Origin of the sequence: Streptococcus porci DSM 23759 (genome assembly GCF_000423765.1) — a bacterium.
GTDB classification, from domain to species: Bacteria; Bacillota; Bacilli; order Lactobacillales; family Streptococcaceae; genus Streptococcus; species Streptococcus porci.
On the sequence record NZ_KE384089.1, the window covers coordinates 90,079 to 106,763 of the forward strand.

The 16,685-nt window shown below is 42.8% G+C and carries 19 protein-coding genes; 18 read left to right on the top strand and 1 reads right to left on the bottom strand.

Features of this window, described 5'->3' with window-relative positions; genetic code table 11:
- Positions 1 to 64 precede the first annotated feature (64 nt).
- The 13 genes from G576_RS0110085 to yidD all read left to right on the top strand — a co-directional run bounded on the left by G576_RS0110085 (position 65) and on the right by yidD (position 9,675).
- Positions 65 to 1,309: a diaminopimelate decarboxylase gene (locus G576_RS0110085; RefSeq protein ID WP_027974489.1), complete on the top strand. Its 1,245-nt coding sequence runs from the start codon at positions 65 to 67 to the stop codon at positions 1,307 to 1,309.
- Positions 1,310 to 1,597: 288 nt separating this feature from the next.
- Positions 1,598 to 2,947: an MATE family efflux transporter gene (locus G576_RS0110090; protein ID WP_027974490.1), complete on the top strand. Its 1,350-nt coding sequence runs from the start codon at positions 1,598 to 1,600 to the stop codon at positions 2,945 to 2,947.
- 77 nt (positions 2,948 to 3,024) lie between these two features.
- A complete protein-coding gene (locus G576_RS0110095; protein ID WP_027974491.1) occupies positions 3,025 to 3,273 on the top strand; it encodes a YneF family protein in 249 nt (82 codons plus the stop codon).
- A gap of 300 nt (positions 3,274 to 3,573) precedes the next feature.
- Complete coding sequence (gene racE, locus G576_RS0110100) at positions 3,574 to 4,368, top strand: glutamate racemase (RefSeq protein ID WP_027974492.1); 795 nt, start codon at positions 3,574 to 3,576, stop codon at positions 4,366 to 4,368.
- Complete coding sequence (locus tag G576_RS0110105) at positions 4,365 to 5,366, top strand: nucleoside-triphosphate diphosphatase (RefSeq protein WP_027974493.1); 1,002 nt, start codon at positions 4,365 to 4,367, stop codon at positions 5,364 to 5,366. The genes racE and G576_RS0110105 overlap by 4 nt, the downstream gene beginning before the upstream one ends.
- On the top strand, positions 5,348 to 5,869 hold the full coding sequence (locus G576_RS0110110; protein WP_027974650.1) for a metallophosphoesterase: 522 nt from the start codon (positions 5,348 to 5,350) through the stop codon (positions 5,867 to 5,869). The genes G576_RS0110105 and G576_RS0110110 overlap by 19 nt, the downstream gene beginning before the upstream one ends.
- The gene (gene cbpB, locus G576_RS0110115; RefSeq protein WP_027974494.1) at positions 5,866 to 6,330 is read left to right on the top strand and encodes a cyclic-di-AMP-binding protein CbpB; all 465 of its coding nucleotides are present in this window, start codon (positions 5,866 to 5,868) and stop codon (positions 6,328 to 6,330) included. The genes G576_RS0110110 and cbpB overlap by 4 nt, the downstream gene beginning before the upstream one ends.
- Positions 6,323 to 7,075, top strand: a complete 753-nt coding sequence (gene xerD, locus G576_RS0110120) for a site-specific tyrosine recombinase XerD (protein ID WP_027974495.1) — start codon at positions 6,323 to 6,325, stop codon at positions 7,073 to 7,075. The genes cbpB and xerD overlap by 8 nt, the downstream gene beginning before the upstream one ends.
- Positions 7,065 to 7,778 carry a segregation/condensation protein A gene (locus G576_RS0110125; protein WP_027974496.1) on the top strand — a complete coding sequence of 238 codons (714 nt, stop codon included), beginning with the start codon at positions 7,065 to 7,067 and terminating at the stop codon, positions 7,776 to 7,778. Before xerD ends, G576_RS0110125 begins: the two co-directional genes overlap by 11 nt.
- Positions 7,771 to 8,016 (top strand): hypothetical protein, encoded by a 246-nt coding sequence (locus G576_RS0110130; RefSeq protein ID WP_027974497.1) that lies wholly within the window; start codon positions 7,771 to 7,773, stop codon positions 8,014 to 8,016. The genes G576_RS0110125 and G576_RS0110130 overlap by 8 nt, the downstream gene beginning before the upstream one ends.
- Positions 8,000 to 8,554, top strand: a complete 555-nt coding sequence (gene scpB, locus G576_RS0110135; protein WP_027974498.1) for an SMC-Scp complex subunit ScpB — start codon at positions 8,000 to 8,002, stop codon at positions 8,552 to 8,554. The genes G576_RS0110130 and scpB overlap by 17 nt, the downstream gene beginning before the upstream one ends.
- 159 nt (positions 8,555 to 8,713) lie before the next feature.
- Positions 8,714 to 9,439, top strand: coding sequence for a pseudouridine synthase (locus G576_RS0110140; RefSeq protein WP_027974499.1), 726 nt, complete (start codon positions 8,714 to 8,716; stop codon positions 9,437 to 9,439).
- Positions 9,436 to 9,675 carry a membrane protein insertion efficiency factor YidD gene (yidD, locus tag G576_RS13420; RefSeq protein WP_083960020.1) on the top strand — a complete coding sequence of 80 codons (240 nt, stop codon included), beginning with the start codon at positions 9,436 to 9,438 and terminating at the stop codon, positions 9,673 to 9,675. Before G576_RS0110140 ends, yidD begins: the two co-directional genes overlap by 4 nt.
- 377 nt (positions 9,676 to 10,052) lie before the next feature.
- Here yidD and mnmE read toward each other — a convergent pair whose 3' ends face one another.
- The gene (gene mnmE / locus G576_RS0110145) at positions 10,053 to 11,423 is read right to left on the bottom strand and encodes a tRNA uridine-5-carboxymethylaminomethyl(34) synthesis GTPase MnmE (protein WP_027974500.1); all 1,371 of its coding nucleotides are present in this window, start codon (positions 11,421 to 11,423) and stop codon (positions 10,053 to 10,055) included.
- A gap of 163 nt (positions 11,424 to 11,586) precedes the next feature.
- On the opposite strand from mnmE, the gene G576_RS0110150 reads away from it, so the two are divergent.
- The 5 genes from G576_RS0110150 (at position 11,587) to hisD (ending at position 16,624) form a co-directional block, all read left to right on the top strand.
- Complete coding sequence (locus tag G576_RS0110150) at positions 11,587 to 12,321, top strand: PHP domain-containing protein (protein ID WP_027974501.1); 735 nt, start codon at positions 11,587 to 11,589, stop codon at positions 12,319 to 12,321.
- A 359-nt stretch (positions 12,322 to 12,680) separates the two neighbouring features.
- Positions 12,681 to 13,730 (top strand): histidinol-phosphate transaminase, encoded by a 1,050-nt coding sequence (gene hisC / locus G576_RS0110155; protein ID WP_425423381.1) that lies wholly within the window; start codon positions 12,681 to 12,683, stop codon positions 13,728 to 13,730.
- A complete protein-coding gene (locus G576_RS0110160) occupies positions 13,727 to 14,707 on the top strand; it encodes an ATP phosphoribosyltransferase regulatory subunit (protein ID WP_027974503.1) in 981 nt (326 codons plus the stop codon). The genes hisC and G576_RS0110160 overlap by 4 nt, the downstream gene beginning before the upstream one ends.
- Positions 14,700 to 15,350, top strand: coding sequence for an ATP phosphoribosyltransferase (gene hisG / locus G576_RS0110165; protein WP_027974504.1), 651 nt, complete (start codon positions 14,700 to 14,702; stop codon positions 15,348 to 15,350). Before G576_RS0110160 ends, hisG begins: the two co-directional genes overlap by 8 nt.
- Positions 15,347 to 16,624: a histidinol dehydrogenase gene (hisD, locus tag G576_RS0110170; protein WP_027974505.1), complete on the top strand. Its 1,278-nt coding sequence runs from the start codon at positions 15,347 to 15,349 to the stop codon at positions 16,622 to 16,624. The genes hisG and hisD overlap by 4 nt, the downstream gene beginning before the upstream one ends.
- Positions 16,625 to 16,685 lie beyond the last annotated feature (61 nt).

Sequence of the window (16,685 nt, forward strand, 5' to 3'; positions counted from 1 at the left end):
GCTAGCCAGATGTGATTTTTCGTGTTACAATAGTCATAATATTTTGAAAATTCGAGGACAGATTATGAAAACACCTTTTATTTCAATGGAGGAGCTGGATAAAATCACAGCACAATTTCCTACACCTTTTCATCTATATGATGAAAAAGGTATCCGTGAAAAAGCACGTGCTTTAAACAAAGCATTTGCCTGGAACAAGGGATTTAAGGAGTATTTTGCTGTCAAGGCAACACCAAACCCAGCTATTTTGAAAATCTTGAAAGAGGAAAATTGTGGTGTGGACTGTGCGACAGAAGTGGAACTGCTCATGAGTCACAAGCTGGGCTTTACGGATATCATGTTTTCATCGAATAACACCCCTGCTCGGGAGTATCAATACGCCCGTGAAATAGGAGCAACCATCAATCTTGATGCTTATGAAATGATTGAATTTTTGAAAAAAACGGCAGGGCTTCCTGATACAGTTTCGTTGCGCTACAACCCAGGAGGCATCTTCGCCCTTGGAACTGACATTATGGACAATCCAGAGGAATCTAAATTTGGGATGACCCGAGACCAGCTTATTCAAGGATTTAAGGATTTGAAGGCTGAAGGCGTTAAAGAATTTGGGATCCATTCTTTCCTGGCGTCAAATACTGTGACTAATGACTATTATCCAGAATTGGCGCGTCAGCTTTTTACCCTAGCTGTCCAAATCAAGGAGGAGGCGGGCGTTGAACTTAGCTTTATCAACCTCTCAGGAGGCATCGGGGTCAACTACCGTCCAGAAGAGACTGCTAATGATATCGCCGTCATCGGTGAGGGTGTTCACAAGGTCTTTGATGAGGTTCTAGTGCCGGCTGGTCTTGGCGATATCAAAATTTTTACAGAGCTGGGACGCTTTATGTTGGCCCCTCACGGTCTTTTGGTGACAAAGGTTCTCCACCGCAAGAAAACTTACCGTGACTATGTGGGAGTTGACGCATCAGCCGTGAATTTGCTGCGTCCTGCTATGTACGGATCCTATCACCACATTACCAATATGACCAATCCAAACGGGAAAATTGAGGTGGTAGATGTGGTTGGTTCACTCTGCGAAAACAACGACAAATTCGCCAAAGAGCGTGAGTTACCCGAGGCTCGACTTGGCGATACCCTCGTCATCCATGACACCGGAGCGCATGGTTTTTCGATGGGTTACCAGTATAATGCTCGCCTGCGTTCTGCGGAAATTCTTTATCAAGAAGACGGTACAGCTCGACTCATTCGCCGTGCAGAAACACCGGAAGACTACTTTGCAACTCTCTACGGATTTGATTTTGAAAAATAATGATAAGGATTTGAGAGTGGGATAAAAATCGGTAAATCGGCATTTTTGCTGATTTCGATTTTGTTATCCCACCTTCGCATAGTTGATTAGGGAAGTCGCTATCCATTGTGTAGGAAGGGATGAGAATTTCCAATCAACCACTACGCTGATGCGCCTATCTGCAATCATGTTAAGAGGCTAGGACTTTTGTCTCAGCCTCTTTGTGAGGAGTAAAGAAGTTCACAGAGCCTCATGGTGAGAGGTTAGAGTGCCCTTTTTGCTCAAACAAAGAAAGGAGTGGTAGAAAAGATGAAGCATTCAGGTCTTGATTTGACCAAGGGTTCAGTTTTGAAGGTTATTTTGGTCTTTGCCTGGCCCATTATGATTTCCAATATTTTTCAGCAACTTTACAATACCGCTGACACCATGATTGTAGGAAATTTTCTTGGGGAAAAGGCTCTGGCAGCGGTCGGTTCAACGGCTTCGGTTTTTGAATTGATTGTCGGTTTTACAATCGGTATTACAAATGGTATGGGGATTGTTATTGCCCGTTATTATGGGGCTAAAAATGACGACATGCTCAAAAAATCAGTAGCGGTGGCTATCACTATTAGTTTTCTCATCGCCCTGATTTTCACAATATTAGGTTGGCTGGGATTGTATCCTTTGTTACAAGTTCTGGGAACACCAAAGACCATTCTCAATCAGGCTTATAGTTACATCATTATTATCTTGTCAGGGCTTTTGATAACCGTTTTTTATAATCTGGGCGCAGCTTTGTTGAGGGCTGTGGGAGATAGTCTGATGGCTCTCTATATTTTGATGTTTTCAGCCCTGATTAATATTGGGCTTGATATGCTTTTTGTTGGATCACTTCAGCTTGGCATTCGTGGTGCTGGCTATGCCACTTTGATAGCTCAATCTCTATCAACTCTTCTTTGCTGGTTTTACATTTATCGTAGGCGCCCATTTTTAATCCCAGATAAGGACCATTTTACAGCGGAAAGAAAACTCTATCGAGACATGTTGGGGCAAGGCTTGTCAATGGGACTTATGTTTTCAATCGTTTCCATCGGGACGGTTATCCTTCAAACCGCTATCAATGGATTTGGGGTTTATATCATTGGTGCTCAGGTGACAGCTAGACGGATTCAGTCTTTCTTTATCATGCCAATGACGGCTACGGCGTCGGCCATTGCCACTTTCACCTCGCAAAATCTTGGAGCGAGACAATATGAAAGGATTATCGAAGGGGTGAAAAAGGCTAGTGGTCTTGTCATTGCCTGGGCGTTTTTTGCCTTTCTCCTTCTTTTTGTGTCTGGGGAATTTTTGACCGCATTGATTTCTGGGTCAAAAGAAGCAGAGCTACTATCAGCTTCTCAGCTTTATCTACGGTTGACAACACCATTTTATCCAATTCTTGGATTGCTCTTTATCTTGAGAAATACTTTACAAGGGCTAGGCTTTAAGAGACTACCATTGGTTTCTAGTTTTATAGAGCTCTTTGGGAAAATCCTCTTTGTGGCTGCCATTATTCCGAACTTGGGTTATCTGGGAGTTATCCTTTGTGAGCCTCTTCTTTGGGTGCCAATGGCTGCGCAGCTTTATTTTTCCTATCGAAAGAAAAGAGAGAGCCTACAGGAAGTCGGGCTTGAGTAGGCGTTTTCCCATTGTCATTTATTCTTAAAAATGCTATAATATGACGGTAAAAACATTTAGAGAGAATAGGAATTATCATGGATACATTTTTTTGGATTTTATTAGTAGTAGCAGCTTTTGTGGGTGGTATGTTTGTGGGTGCCTACATCCTGCGTAAGCAAGTCGAAAAAGAATTTGCTGAAAACCCACGTTTGGATGTGAATGCTGTTCGTGAAATGATGAGTCAGATGGGTCAAAAGCCAAGTGAAGCTAAGGTACAACAAGCTTACCGCAATATCATTAAACACTCAAAAGCAGCGGCAGTGGCTAGCAAAAAGAAAAAATAAATGATAAGGGAGTGGGAGCAGGATTCCCGTTCCCTTTCTTTAGCCCTACCTAACGAAAATCCAGGGTAGTTACCAGATTTAAAGCTTTATCTGAGTACTTTCTAAGCTAGACGTCGTACTTTTTGAGATTTTGAATGACATTTATTGCTATAGTATCAATTTTACTTATTCCTTTAAAAACTGAGATGTTTTAATCGGGAATTTTGGGAACTCATTGATCAAACGATGGCTAGTGAAGGGCGGTAAAGCAATGATATCCCCCATCACCCAAGATAAGGGGAAAAGAATGGAAAAATTCACATGGATAATCGACCAATTGGTTTTTTAGATTCTGGTGTTGGTGGATTGACGGTGGTGCGAGAGCTCATGCGTCAGTTACCGCACGAAGAAATTGTTTATATAGGGGACTCAGCACGGGCACCGTATGGGCCTAGACCTGCTGGTCAAATCAGAGAATATACTTGGCAGCTAGTCAATTTCCTTTTAACCCAAAATGTTAAAATGATTGTTTTTGCCTGCAATACGGCAACGGCAGTGGCTTGGGAAGAAGTTAAGGAAGCTCTTGACATTCCTGTCTTAGGGGTTATTTTACCGGGATCAAGCGCTGCAATCAAATCGACGACGTCAGGTAAGATTGGGGTTATCGGGACACCGATGACGGTTAAATCAGACATTTATAGAGAGAAAATCAACCTACTATCCCCTCAAATGACAGTGACTAGCCTAGCTTGTCCCAAATTTGTCCCAATCGTGGAATCAAATGAGGCAAGTTCTTCTCTGGCTAAAAAAGTGGTTTATGAAACCTTGGCACCGCTTGTTGGCAAGGTTGATACTTTAGTTTTGGGCTGCACGCATTACCCTCTTTTACGTCCCATCATTCAGAATGTGATGGGGGATGGGGTCAAGTTGATTGACAGCGGAGCTGAGTGCATCCGTGATGTGTCAGTTCTTCTCAATTACTTTCAAATCAATCGCAGCCGCGAAGTGGCGACTGGGGAGCACCGTTTTTACACCACTGCAGGTGTGGCAAGTTTCCGAGACATCGCTGAAAGTTGGCTGGGACAAGACATTCATGTGGAGCATGTGGACCTATGACAGACAAAATTTACGAATATAGAGATGAACATAATTGGTTTATTGCAAAGGCCAGCTTTGCCAATCTATTTGGTTCATTTGGAGACAATAATAGAGAACAAGAAATCTATCAAATAGGTCAGTTATTTGATCAGCTCATTACTGGAAATTATGAAGATGACAACTTCAACCAGTGTGTCAACATTGAAGTGATTAAGCTTCAGTCTGAATTTGCCCTCTTTCAATTTGCCTGTGATATTTTGAATGAGTTAAACAATCGTCAGTTCAAAGTTCTCCAACACCAAGGGACTATCTTAGTGACTGAAGGGGACAAACTTCTATTGGTTCATTTACCAAAAGAAGGGGTGGCCACGTCTGATTTCTTCGGATATGACAAGGGTATGGCAAGTATCGGTGATACGATTTTGATTGCCACTAAAAATGAAGGTAAGACTAAGGAGTTTCGCAAGATTTTTGAAAAACTAGGCATTGCAGTGGAAAATCTCAACGACTATCCAGACTTGCCAGATGTTGAAGAAACTGGCATGACCTTTGAAGCAAATGCACGGCTCAAGGCTGAGACTATTGCCAAGTTGACTGGTAAAATGGTTTTAGCAGATGATTCTGGTCTCAAGGTTGATGCTTTGGGTGGTTTGCCAGGTGTCTGGTCAGCGCGTTTTTCAGGGCCGGATGCCACTGATGACAAAAATAATGCCAAACTCTTACATGAATTGCAGATGGTATTTGAGCAAAAAGATAGGAGTGCCCAATTCCATTGTTGCTTAGTCGTGGCAAGTCCTGACAAGGAATCATTGGTAGTCGAAGCTGACTGGCCGGGCTACATTGCTGTGCAACCGCAGGGTGAAAACGGTTTTGGCTATGATCCTCTCTTTTTAGTTGGAGAGTCTGGTCGGACTGCAGCGCAGCTTTCCCCAGAAGAAAAAAATACAATGTCACACCGCGGTTTGGCGGTTAGGAAACTCATGGAGGTCTTTCCATCATGGCTGAATACACTTTGATTGTCATGAGTGATTCTCATGGCGATAGACGGGTTGTAGAGGATATTAAGGCACGTTATCTTGGTAAGGTTGATGCGATTTTTCACAATGGTGACTCTGAGCTGGCTTCAAAGGATCCGATTTGGTCTGATATTTCTGTGGTTCGTGGCAACTGTGACTACGACTCTGGTTATGAGGATTCTCGTCTGATGATCTTGCCGAATCTGACTATTGCTCAGACTCACGGTCACCTTTATGGTATTAATTTTGGCTGGGACAGACTAGATTATTTTGCCCAAGAAGCGGACGCTGATATTTGCCTCTATGGGCACTTACACAGAGCTGCGGCTTGGCAGAATGGTAAGACAGTTTTCATCAATCCAGGATCCGTTTTACAGCCACGCGGTGAGATTTCAGAAAAACTCTATGCTAAGGTGACGGTAACTGACAGTAAAATCCTAGTTGATTTTTACCGACTCAATCACACGCTTTTTGCGGAACTATCAAAGGAATTTTCACGATGATTGCAAAAGAATTTGAGCTTTTTTTAAAAGGACAATTGGATACCTACTTAACTCCTGCAGAAGAAGTAGCTATTTTTGTGGACACTCATAACGCCGACCATGTGCTCTTGCTCCTTGCTAGCAACGGCTTTTCCCGTGTTCCCGTCATCACGAAGGATAAAAAATATGTGGGAACCATCTCCATCTCTGATATTATGAAGTATCAGACGGAGAATGGTCTGCAGGATTGGGAGATGGTGCAAACGGACATTGCTCATATGGCAAACAGCAAGATTCCTACAATTTCTGTCAATGCTGATGTGACGGAAGTTCTCCACAAGCTGGTTGATTTTCCCTTCTTGCCTGTGGTAGATGCCCAGCAGACCTTCGTTGGCATTATCACCCGCAAATCTATCCTAAAAGCTATCAATAACCTCCTCCATAACTTTACAAAGGATTACTCGATTCACCCCAATGACTGATTTTACCGCTTATATTTCCGATTTTTTGGCTGGAAAAAAGCTGACGCTCAACTCTCAAAAATCTTACCGATATGACTTGGAACAGTTCTGTCAGCAAATTGCTGATAAGCTAGACGATTATAGCCTGCGCCTCTATCAAGAAAGTCTGAGCTCGATGAAGGCATCTGCTCAAAAGCGCAAGGTTTCTAGCGTCAATCAATTTCTCTATTTTTTGTATGACAATGGAGTCAGCGATCACTTTTACAAACTTAAAGCAGTTGATAAGGCACCTGCTCAGACAAAACCTAATCCCTTGCTTGATTTGGCATTGATTTATGAAAAAAATGAGCAGACAACTGGACAGTTGATTGCCCTTTTGATTGTGGAAATGGGGCTGACACCTAGCGAGCTTAAAAATTTGAAGGTGGATAGGATTGATAAGAATTTCCAAGTTATGACCGTGGAAAGAGCAGGTGCAGTTAGGGTATTACCCCTTTCAGAAAGATTGCTCCCTTATTTGAATTGGGAAGAAGGGCAGACCTACCTTTTTGATAGGGAGGGTCAGCCTTACTCGCGCCAATGGTTTTTTACGCAACTATCTGCTTTCTTGGGACAGATTGGATTGGCTGATATGACCGCTCAAAAATTACGGGAACAATACATCTTGCGGCAAGAAAGAGCAGGGCTTTCAATGATGGAATTGGCTAAGACATTAGGGCTCAAAAAAACAGCCACTCTGGAAAAATACTACAAACATGGACATTAAACTAAAAGATTTTGAAGGACCGCTGGACTTGCTTCTGCACTTGGTTTCCAAATATGAAATGGACATTTATGATGTGCCAATCGTGGAGGTCATTGAGCAGTACCTGGCCTACATTGAAACGCTTCAGACCATGCGTCTGGAGGTGGCGGGCGAATACATGCTCATGGCTAGTCAGCTCATGCTGATTAAGAGTCGCAAGCTTTTACCGAAAATTGTGGAAGCAGAGCCAGAAGCTGATGACCCAGAACTCAACTTACTGAGTCAGATTGAGGAGTATCGAAAATATAAGCTCCTCAGTCAAGAATTGGCCGCTCAACACCAGATACGTGCGCAGCATTTTTCAAAACCAAAACAAGAACTAATCTATGATGATGTGACCTTAACACATGACAAAACAAGTGTCGATCTTTTTCTGGCTTTTTCACAGATTATGGCTAAAAAGCAGGCGGACATTAGAAATAGTCACACCACCATCGCTCGTGATGATTATCGAATTGAGGATTTGATGGTTTTTGTGGAGGAAGAGCTGGCGCAAAAAGAGTGTTTGGTCTTAGCAGAACTTTTTGAAAAGGCGACGGATAAGCAGGAAATCATTACCATTTTTCTAGCGACTTTGGAGCTGATTAAGGTACAGAAAATCGTCGTCACACAAGAAGCAAACTTTGGAGATATCATTTTAAAGAAAGGAGATAGTCATGCTTAAAATCATCGTGCATGCTTTTGCGGAACCGACAGAGGCAGTAGTCGAGGTGCTTTTTGCCTCTGAAAATGAGACGGCGATATTAGATAAAATGGCAGAGCTAAAGAGGGCTTTTCCGAAAGATTATCTGGCTATTTATCAGCTACCCTTGGATGTGGATTTGAGTAGCCTGCCGCATTACCCTTCGGTGTCTATTTCTCCTGAGGATTTTGGAGGTGATGTCAATGAGCCACTTAGCTAGCATTGAGGCTCTGCTCTTTGTAGCAGGTGAAGACGGGCTTAGTTTAAGGCAGTTGGCTGAGTTGACACAACTGTCTGCGTCAGCTTTAACCCAACAGCTTGAAAAATTGGCTGAAAAATATGATTCGGATATTCATTCCGCCCTCTGTCTGGTGGAGACGGGTAAGACCTACAAGTTGGTGACCAAAGAGACACATGCTGAGCTTTTACGCCTCTATTCCAGCACGCCTATCAATCAAAGTCTCTCCCGTGCCAGCCTTGAAGTGCTGTCAATCGTGGCTTACAAGCAACCCATCACAAGGGTGGAGATTGATGAGATTCGTGGGGTTAATTCAAGCGGTGCTCTTGCCAAGCTACAGGCTTTTGACCTGATTCGTGAAGATGGTAAGAAAGAAGTTCTGGGGCGTCCCAATCTTTATGTGACGACCGATTACTTTCTGGACTACATGGGGGTCAATCGTTTGGAAGAACTGCCAGATGTGTCAACCATTCAGTTGCAAAATGAAGAAGTTACCTTATTTCATATGGAAGATGAGTAGCAAAATATGAGCGACCCTTGTGTTTTGCTTTTTTAGTGATCCGTGTTACAATATAGAAAATAAAAATACCGACGTGAGTCAGTAGAAAAAGGAGAAAAGAAGGAGTCTGCTCTGCCATTTCCAAAAGAATGGTAGCAAGCTTGCTTCTAAGTAGCATTTATGCGTATAAATAAATACATTGCCCATGCGGGTGTTGCCAGTCGTCGCAAGGCGGAGGAATTGATTAAAGCAGGTCTTGTCACTATCAACGGTGAAGTGGTACGTGAATTAGCCACCACTGTGAAAGCTGGAGATAAGGTTGAGGTAGAGGGAAGCCCTATCTACAATGAGGAAAAGGTTTATTATCTGCTCAATAAGCCAAAAGGTGTGATTTCAAGCGTCAGCGATGACAAGGGGAGAAAGACAGTCCTTGACCTCTTGCCTCAAGTCAAAGAGCGCATTTATCCTGTTGGTCGTTTGGACTGGGACACTTCTGGTGTTCTCATTCTCACTAATGATGGTGATTTTACAGATAAAATGATTCACCCAAGAAATGAAATTGACAAGGTTTATTTGGCTAGGGTTAAAGGGATAGCTAATAAGGAGAACCTCCGTCCTCTGACACGTGGTCTGGTCATTGATGGTAAGAAAACAAAGCCTGCGCGTTACAATATTATCAAGGTCGAAGCTGATAAAAATCGTTCGGTTGTTGAATTGACTATCCATGAAGGTCGAAATCATCAGGTTAAGAAAATGTTTGAAGCTTGTGGACTTCTTGTTGATAAATTGTCTCGGATTCAGTTTGGGACCCTTGATTTGACGGGACTTCGTCCAGGTGAGTCACGTCGCCTAAACAAGAAAGAAATCAGCCAACTTCACAACGCAGCTACTTATAAAAAGAAATGAAAAACTTATTAATTGCTCCTGTCAGATGTTATCAAAAGTTTATTTCCCCGATCTTTCCTCCATCGTGTCGCTATAGACCAACTTGTTCAAACTACATGATTGGAGCGATTGAAAAACATGGCGTCAAGGGAGTTTTGATGGGAATAGCTCGTATTCTGCGTTGCCATCCTTTTGTGGAAGGTGGAGAAGATCCAGTGCCTGAACATTTTAGCCTAAGAAGAAACAAAGTCGACTGATGGTCGGCTTTGTTTTTGAATGAGTTGAAGGAGATGTAAAAAACAAGAAAGTTCTAATGGTTAACATCAATCATTTGAGATTTAAACTCACTTTTTCTATATCCAAGTGATCCTGAGGAAATCCAACACCTCTGAAGTTTGCAAAAAAAAGATAAAAAATTTAGAAAGTTTCTCTTTTTTAGAGGAACGTTTTTTTAAAAGAAAATAAAGGAAATAGATGTATGGAAATGATATAGTAATGGCGAGTAAATGGGAATAGGCACTCTTAAAGCTCACAATTTCTCTAGTAATGAGATCTAATGAAAAGTGTTGCCTTTTCAAATCAACCTTAGATGAAGTTATATATAAAAGGAGCTCGGTTGAGCTCCTTTTTTGGCTTATTTTCCAAGGCAAAATTGGCTAAAGAGTTGGGTGATGAGTTCGTCAGGGGCTGCGTCGCCTGTGATTTCACCAAGGATTTCCCAAGTGCGTGTCATATCCACTTGAAGGAGGTCAACGGGCATGCCCATTTCAAGCCCTTGGTTAACCGCATTGAGGCTTTCTACTGCCTTTTCAATCAAGCTGATGTGGCGAGCGTTTGAAAGATAGGTGGCGTCGTGTTCGACCATGCCTGCATTTTCAAAGAAGAGTTGATTAATCTTGTCTTCAATGGCATTGATATTTTGATTTTCAAGGACTGAAATGCGGATGACATCAGTTGGAAGCTGGTCAGCTTCGATTTTTTCAGGCAGATCAGTTTTATTGAGCAAAATAATACGATTGCTCTGCTCGGAAATATCAAGGAGAGTCTTGTCTTGATGGGTCAAAGGCTCCGCAGCATTGAGGACGAGAAGAACTAAGTCTGCTTCTTGTAGGGCTTTTTTAGAGCGCTCGACACCGATTTTTTCAACCACATCATCAGTTTCCCGAATACCGGCAGTATCAATGAGTTTGAGAGGAACACCTTTGATGTTGACATACTCTTCGATAACGTCGCGAGTGGTTCCGGCGATGTCGGTGACGATAGCCTTGTCTTCACGGAGAAGATTATTGAGAAGGCTTGATTTTCCGACATTTGGTCGACCGATAATAGCAGTTGAAAGACCTTCACGAAGAATTTTGCCACGTTTGGCTGTGCGGAGCAAGTTTTCCAAAAGTTCCTGAAACTCAAGCGTTTTTTCACGCATCAGTGCGGTGGTCATCTCTTCTACATCATCATATTCTGGATAGTCGATATTGACCTCCACTTGTGCTAAAGTGTTTAGAATTTCTTGGCGCGTGTTATTGATGAGATTTTTCAAGGAACCGTCTAGTTGGGAGAGGGCATTTGACATGGCCTTGTCGGTTTTTGCACGGATCAAATCCATAACGGCTTCGGATTGTGTTAGGTCGATACGTCCATTTAAGAAGGCGCGTTTTGTAAATTCACCGGGCTCTGCCATTCTGGCACCAGAACGAATCAAGAGCTGTAAAATTTCATTGGTTACAGCAACACCGCCATGTGTGTTAATCTCGACCACATCTTCACGAGTAAAGGTCTTGGGAGCACGCATGACAGCAACCATGACTTCATCAATGGCTCTGCCATTTTCCACGATATGCCCGTAGTTTAGGCTATGAGATGGGACACTATCTAGATTTTTTCCTCGAAAGACTTTTTTGGCGATAGGGATAGCGTCGGTCCCTGACAGGCGGACAATCCCAATGGCGCCTTCTCCGAGCGGTGTTGAGATGGCTGTTATCGTATCAAATTCTTTGGTTATACTCATGTTAATTCCTTTGTGTTTACTCCTTTTTATTTTAAAGAAAAGCAGGGCAGAAAGCAAATTTTTATGGCTAAATTGGTGTTTAAGGGAGTCTTGACTTTTCTGTTTGTCAAGTTGAGGAGACCATTGTATAATATTAGTAATTTTAGAGAATCGAGGCTTTCTTATGCGAGATAATCACTTACATACTCACCATTCTTATGATTCTGAGGCTACGTTTATCGACTATTTGACTCATGATGCTGGAGAAATTGTCACGACTGAGCACTTTGACTTATCGAATCCTTACAGTAAACAGGATGATATTCCTGATTATGACATCTATAGTCGGGAAATAGAAGAGCTTAAGTCTCGATTTGGAGATCGCATTAAAAAGGGAATTGAGATTGGTTATTATGAACCTAGGGAAGCCGATATTCTTGCTTTTTTGTCAGATAAGGACTACGACTTGAAGCTTTTGTCCGTTCATCATAACGGGGTTAATGATTATTTGGATGAAGAAGTGGCGACCTTTGACAAGGATGAGGTCATTCAAGATTATTTGGATCGCTTAGAGTATGCTATTGGTCGTGTTGATGCCGATGTTTTGGCGCATTTTGATTATGGTTTTAGGCTGTTTGACCTGACCGTTGATGACTTAAAAAGCTATGAGGAACAACTGCTCCGCATTTTCAAAAAAATGATGGCTGAAAATCTAGCCTTTGAGCTCAACGCCAAAAGTATGTATCTTTACCAGCATGAGCACCTTTACCGATATGCTCTTGGTTTGTTGCAAGATTTGGGTTGCAGGCGCTATTCGGTGGGGTCTGATGGTCACAAGTTGGAGCATTATAAGTTGGGTTTTGATAAGATTTTAGCTCTGCTGGTTGAATTTGGTATCGATGATAGCCAACTTATTTAAAAAAATTTTTGTTAATGCTTGCAATAATCTGAATTTTCAAGTAAAATATTGAGCAATAAGTAAAGCGATGAGAGAAAAAGTCTAAGACAACAGACAGAGAGTGCCCAAGGGTGAGAAGGCATGCAATCCTTAGACGACACATTCTTGAGTGCGTGTGCGAAATCTATGAGAGTAGTGCACGACGGGTGGTTCCGTTAGAGACTAGAGTTTTGAACTCATTGAGGCTGTTGAGGTGACTGAACAGTGAAAAAAGGTGGAACCACGTGGAAACGTCCTTGCAAAAACCTGTGTTTTTGTGAGGGCGTTTTTGCTATCGTTTAAGGGAAATGGCTGTCGCTAAAGAGAAAGGAAGAATGGATATGTTAAAAGGACTTCGTCAGATTGAACCCTATGTGGCTGGTTTTCAGCCAAAGGAAAAGGATATGATTAAGCTAAACACCAATGAAAATGCTTATGGCCCAAGTCCCAAGGTTCAGGAGCTTTTGAAGGTTTTTGATGTCAATCGTTTGACCAGATACTCCAGTTTAGACCAAGCTGATTTACGTGAGGCTTTGGCGGGGCAGTTGGGAGTGTCTGCTGATCAGATCATCGTTGGAAATGGTTCGGATGATATTCTATCCATGGCTTTTCTGGCTTTTTTCAATAGTGATGAGCCTGTAGTCTTCCCAGATTTGACCTATGGCTTTTACAAGGTTTGGGCTGATTTGTACCATATTCCTTACCACGAAATTCCACTCAATGACCGATTTGAAATCGAGACAGTCGATTATTTTGCGGATAATGGTGGGATTATTTTAGCTAATCCTAACGCACCAACCGGGATTTTCAAACCGCTTGAAGAGATTGAGGAGATTGTAAAAGCTAACCAAGATGTGGTTGTGGTTATCGATGAGGCTTATGTCAGCTTTGGTGGTCAGTCTGCTCTGCCATTGCTCCAAAAATATGACAATGTTTTTATCACAAGAACTTTTTCAAAAGATGCTGCGCTAGCAGGTCTGCGTGTAGGTTATGGCATTGGCAGTCCACAGTTGATTGCGATCATCAATGCGGTGAAAAATTCGGTCAATCCTTATAATGTGGATAGCTTGGCTGAGGAAATAGCAACAGTGGCGGTCAAGGATTGGTCTTATTATGAGAAATCTTGTCAGACTATTTGTCAGACCCGTGATTGGTTTGCTGGGGAATTGCAGGCGCTTGGCTTTGATGTTTTACCATCAAAAACTAATTTTGTCTTAGTTGAGCCAAAGGGGGTGACGGCGCAAGCTTTATTTAGCTACCTAGAAGCTCATAAAATCTATGTCCGTTATTTCCCGAAAGTTGATCGTATTAGCAATAAACTGCGTATTTCCATTGGAACTCAAGCAGAGATGGAAAGAGTCTTAGATGTGATAAAGGAGTTGGTTGAATGAAGAAGACGACTTTGCCGCTCGGCATGCACGATAAGCTTTTCAAGCGTGCGCGTGCCATGTATACCATTGAAAGGGATATTTCGGATCTTTTGATGTCTCAAGGGTTTAATCGTATTGAGACACCGACCTTAGAGCACTTTGAAGTTTTTTCTGATGAGGTTAGCACGACTCATTATAATCTTTTTGATAAACAGGGGGAATTGCTGAGCTTACGTCCAGATATTACCAGTCAAATTGGCCGTGTCATCGCTTCGACCAGAGTTCAGACACCGATTACTTTTTCTTACTCTGGGAAGGTTTTTAATTACAACGAAGAAATGCGGGGACTGTCTAACGAGCACACGCAAGCGGGAGTTGAGATTATCGGTTTTCCAGCTCAAGAAGCGCTACTTAAAGCTATTAAGACCGCTAAAGCTGCTCTAGATGTGGCTGGGCTTAAAAATTATCAGTTTGAATTTTCCCACGCTCGGATTTTACAGGTGGTTTTTGCTGAACTTGATTTATCTACCAGTGACAGTGATCTTTTGAGCAATTTGATTCGTGATAAAAATATAACGGGGCTCAATGAATTTACCAAGTGTCATCCTAGTGAGTTTGATGACTTGTTGAAAGAGTTGCCATTCTTGTTTGGTGAGAGTCAAACTGTGCTTAATCGAGCGCGTCAGTTGGTGCAAAACGAAGCTATCCTAGCGGCTCTTGATAGCTTGGAAATCCTTGTTTTATCCCTTACTCAGCATTTGCCTCAAACGACTGTAGATTTGGCGCAATTATCCACCATGCCCTACTATACTGGCGTTATGTTTAAGGTTTTTGGGGACAAGGTGCCCGACGCCTTTGTGTCAGGTGGGCGTTATGACAAGCTTTTCGAGCGCTTTGGTGCTCAAAAATTGACAGCGGTTGGCTGGGCCATTGATATTGATTCGGTTTACCAAGCCATTCGTGAAGATTTAGCATTTGGGGGTGTCGGCCATGACTAATCATCAAATCACTATTGCACTTACTAAGGGGCGTATCGAGAAAGATACAGTGACCTTGCTGGAAAAGGCAGGTTTTGATATGGCCTTTATGGCAGATAAGGGACGCAATTTGATTTTTGAAAGTCCGGATAAGAAATTCCGATTTTTATTGGTCAAGGCGCCTGATGTGACCACTTATGTGCGTCACGGTGTGGCTGATATTGGTGTGGTTGGCAAGGACGTCCTCATGGAACACCCGACGGGTTACCTTGAGATGCTAGATTTGAATTTCGGACTTTGTAAGTTTTCGGTTGCTTCCACGGATGATTATGAGCCTAATGATCACAAACGCAAACGGATTGCGACAAAGTATCCAACGGTAGCGACGGATTTCTTTAATGAACGGGGCGAAGATGTGGAAATTATTTCTATTCAAGGATCTGTTGAGATTGCTCCTGTCATTGGTTTAGCGGACGCCATTGTCGATATTGTAGAGACAGGAAGTACCTTGGTGGCCAACGGGCTCAAGGTTTACGAGGACATTTGCCGCATCTCTGCTCGGCTTATTGTAAACAAAGCTGCGCTGAAAAATAATCCCCAAGTCTTGCCCTTTATCCGCAAGATTGAAAGTATTGTAGGAAATGAGGAGGTACCCTTCCAATGAAACGATTAACTGGAACAAATGAAGAAATCGCTCAGCTTCTCTATCAGGAGCAGCTAGAGCTTTCCAAGCAAAACCTTGATGTTGAAGAAACAGTCCGTAGCATCATCGAGGATGTGAAGTCTCGTGGAGACCAAGCTCTTCGCGACTATTCTACCAAGTTTGATAAGGTAGAATTAGACAGTTTAGAAGTTGGACAAGGCTTGATTGACAAGGCTTTTGAGGAGGTTGATCGGGACGTTCTGATAGCTCTTGAAAATGCTAAGTCTAACATCGAATCCTATCATAGGCAGCAGCTTGAAGAGGGTTTTGAAGACCACCCTTTTGAAGGCGTTATCCGTGGTCAACTGATTCGACCAATCGAACGTGTCGGGGTCTACGTTCCAGGAGGAACGGCAGCCTATCCTTCGTCAGTTCTCATGAACGTCATCCCTGCTAAAATTGCTGGAGTTAAAGAAATCATCATGATTACACCGCCTCAAGAGCACTTTGTTCCTGCTATTTTGGTGGCGGCTAAATTGGCTGGTGTTGATAAGATTTACCAAGTCGGAGGTGCTCAAGGGATTGCTGCGCTGGCTTACGGGACAGAAACTCTTCCTAAGGTAGATAAAATCACTGGTCCTGGTAACATCTTCGTCGCCACTGCTAAGAAGCAGGTCTTCGGTATTGTTGGCATTGATATGATTGCTGGTCCATCAGAAATCGGTGTCATTGCTGATAAGTCTGCCAATGCCAAATATGTGGCAGCAGACCTCTTGTCACAAGCTGAGCACGATGTTCTTGCCCGCGCCATCTTGGTGACTGATTCGGAAGAATTGGCTGACGCTGTTGAAGTGGAAATTGAAAAACAATTGAAAGAGTTACCACGCGAAGCCATCGCAAGACCTTCGGTTGAAAATAATGGACGACTCATCATCACAAAAGATGCTGACAGCATGTTCGACCTCATGAATTTGGTAGCCCCAGAACACCTAGAGATTGCCATGGACAATGCCTATGACTATCTGGGGCGCATTGAAAATGCTGGCTCTATCTTCCTTGGGCACCACACAAGTGAACCTATCGGGGACTATTATGCAGGGACCAACCATGTCCTACCGACAACAGCAACTAGCCGCTTTTCATCAGCCTTAGGTGTTCATGATTTTATCAAACGCATTCAGTACACGCAATATTCAAAAGCAGCAGTTAATAAGGCTGAGAAGGATATTACAACCTTAGCCTATGCTGAAGGCTTACAAGCCCACGCCAAAGCCATTGAGGTGAGGAGAGACTAAAAAGAGCTGCTACCATGACAGCCATCTGTCAAATGCCCAAGACTAGCACCAGAAAAACGGA

Coding starts and splice junctions, on each gene's coding strand:
- G576_RS0110085 (WP_027974489.1), top strand. CDS start 65: ATGAAAACACCTTTTATTTCAATGGAGGAGCTGGATAAAATCACAGCA.
- G576_RS0110090 (WP_027974490.1), top strand. CDS start 1,598: ATGAAGCATTCAGGTCTTGATTTGACCAAGGGTTCAGTTTTGAAGGTT.
- G576_RS0110095 (WP_027974491.1), top strand. CDS start 3,025: ATGGATACATTTTTTTGGATTTTATTAGTAGTAGCAGCTTTTGTGGGT.
- racE (WP_027974492.1), top strand. CDS start 3,574: ATGGATAATCGACCAATTGGTTTTTTAGATTCTGGTGTTGGTGGATTG.
- G576_RS0110105 (WP_027974493.1), top strand. CDS start 4,365: ATGACAGACAAAATTTACGAATATAGAGATGAACATAATTGGTTTATT.
- G576_RS0110110 (WP_027974650.1), top strand. CDS start 5,348: ATGGCTGAATACACTTTGATTGTCATGAGTGATTCTCATGGCGATAGA.
- cbpB (WP_027974494.1), top strand. CDS start 5,866: ATGATTGCAAAAGAATTTGAGCTTTTTTTAAAAGGACAATTGGATACC.
- xerD (WP_027974495.1), top strand. CDS start 6,323: ATGACTGATTTTACCGCTTATATTTCCGATTTTTTGGCTGGAAAAAAG.
- G576_RS0110125 (WP_027974496.1), top strand. CDS start 7,065: ATGGACATTAAACTAAAAGATTTTGAAGGACCGCTGGACTTGCTTCTG.
- G576_RS0110130 (WP_027974497.1), top strand. CDS start 7,771: ATGCTTAAAATCATCGTGCATGCTTTTGCGGAACCGACAGAGGCAGTA.
- scpB (WP_027974498.1), top strand. CDS start 8,000: ATGAGCCACTTAGCTAGCATTGAGGCTCTGCTCTTTGTAGCAGGTGAA.
- G576_RS0110140 (WP_027974499.1), top strand. CDS start 8,714: ATGCGTATAAATAAATACATTGCCCATGCGGGTGTTGCCAGTCGTCGC.
- yidD (WP_083960020.1), top strand. CDS start 9,436: ATGAAAAACTTATTAATTGCTCCTGTCAGATGTTATCAAAAGTTTATT.
- mnmE (WP_027974500.1), bottom strand. CDS start 11,423: ATGAGTATAACCAAAGAATTTGATACGATAACAGCCATCTCAACACCG.
- G576_RS0110150 (WP_027974501.1), top strand. CDS start 11,587: ATGCGAGATAATCACTTACATACTCACCATTCTTATGATTCTGAGGCT.
- hisC (WP_425423381.1), top strand. CDS start 12,681: ATGTTAAAAGGACTTCGTCAGATTGAACCCTATGTGGCTGGTTTTCAG.
- G576_RS0110160 (WP_027974503.1), top strand. CDS start 13,727: ATGAAGAAGACGACTTTGCCGCTCGGCATGCACGATAAGCTTTTCAAG.
- hisG (WP_027974504.1), top strand. CDS start 14,700: ATGACTAATCATCAAATCACTATTGCACTTACTAAGGGGCGTATCGAG.
- hisD (WP_027974505.1), top strand. CDS start 15,347: ATGAAACGATTAACTGGAACAAATGAAGAAATCGCTCAGCTTCTCTAT.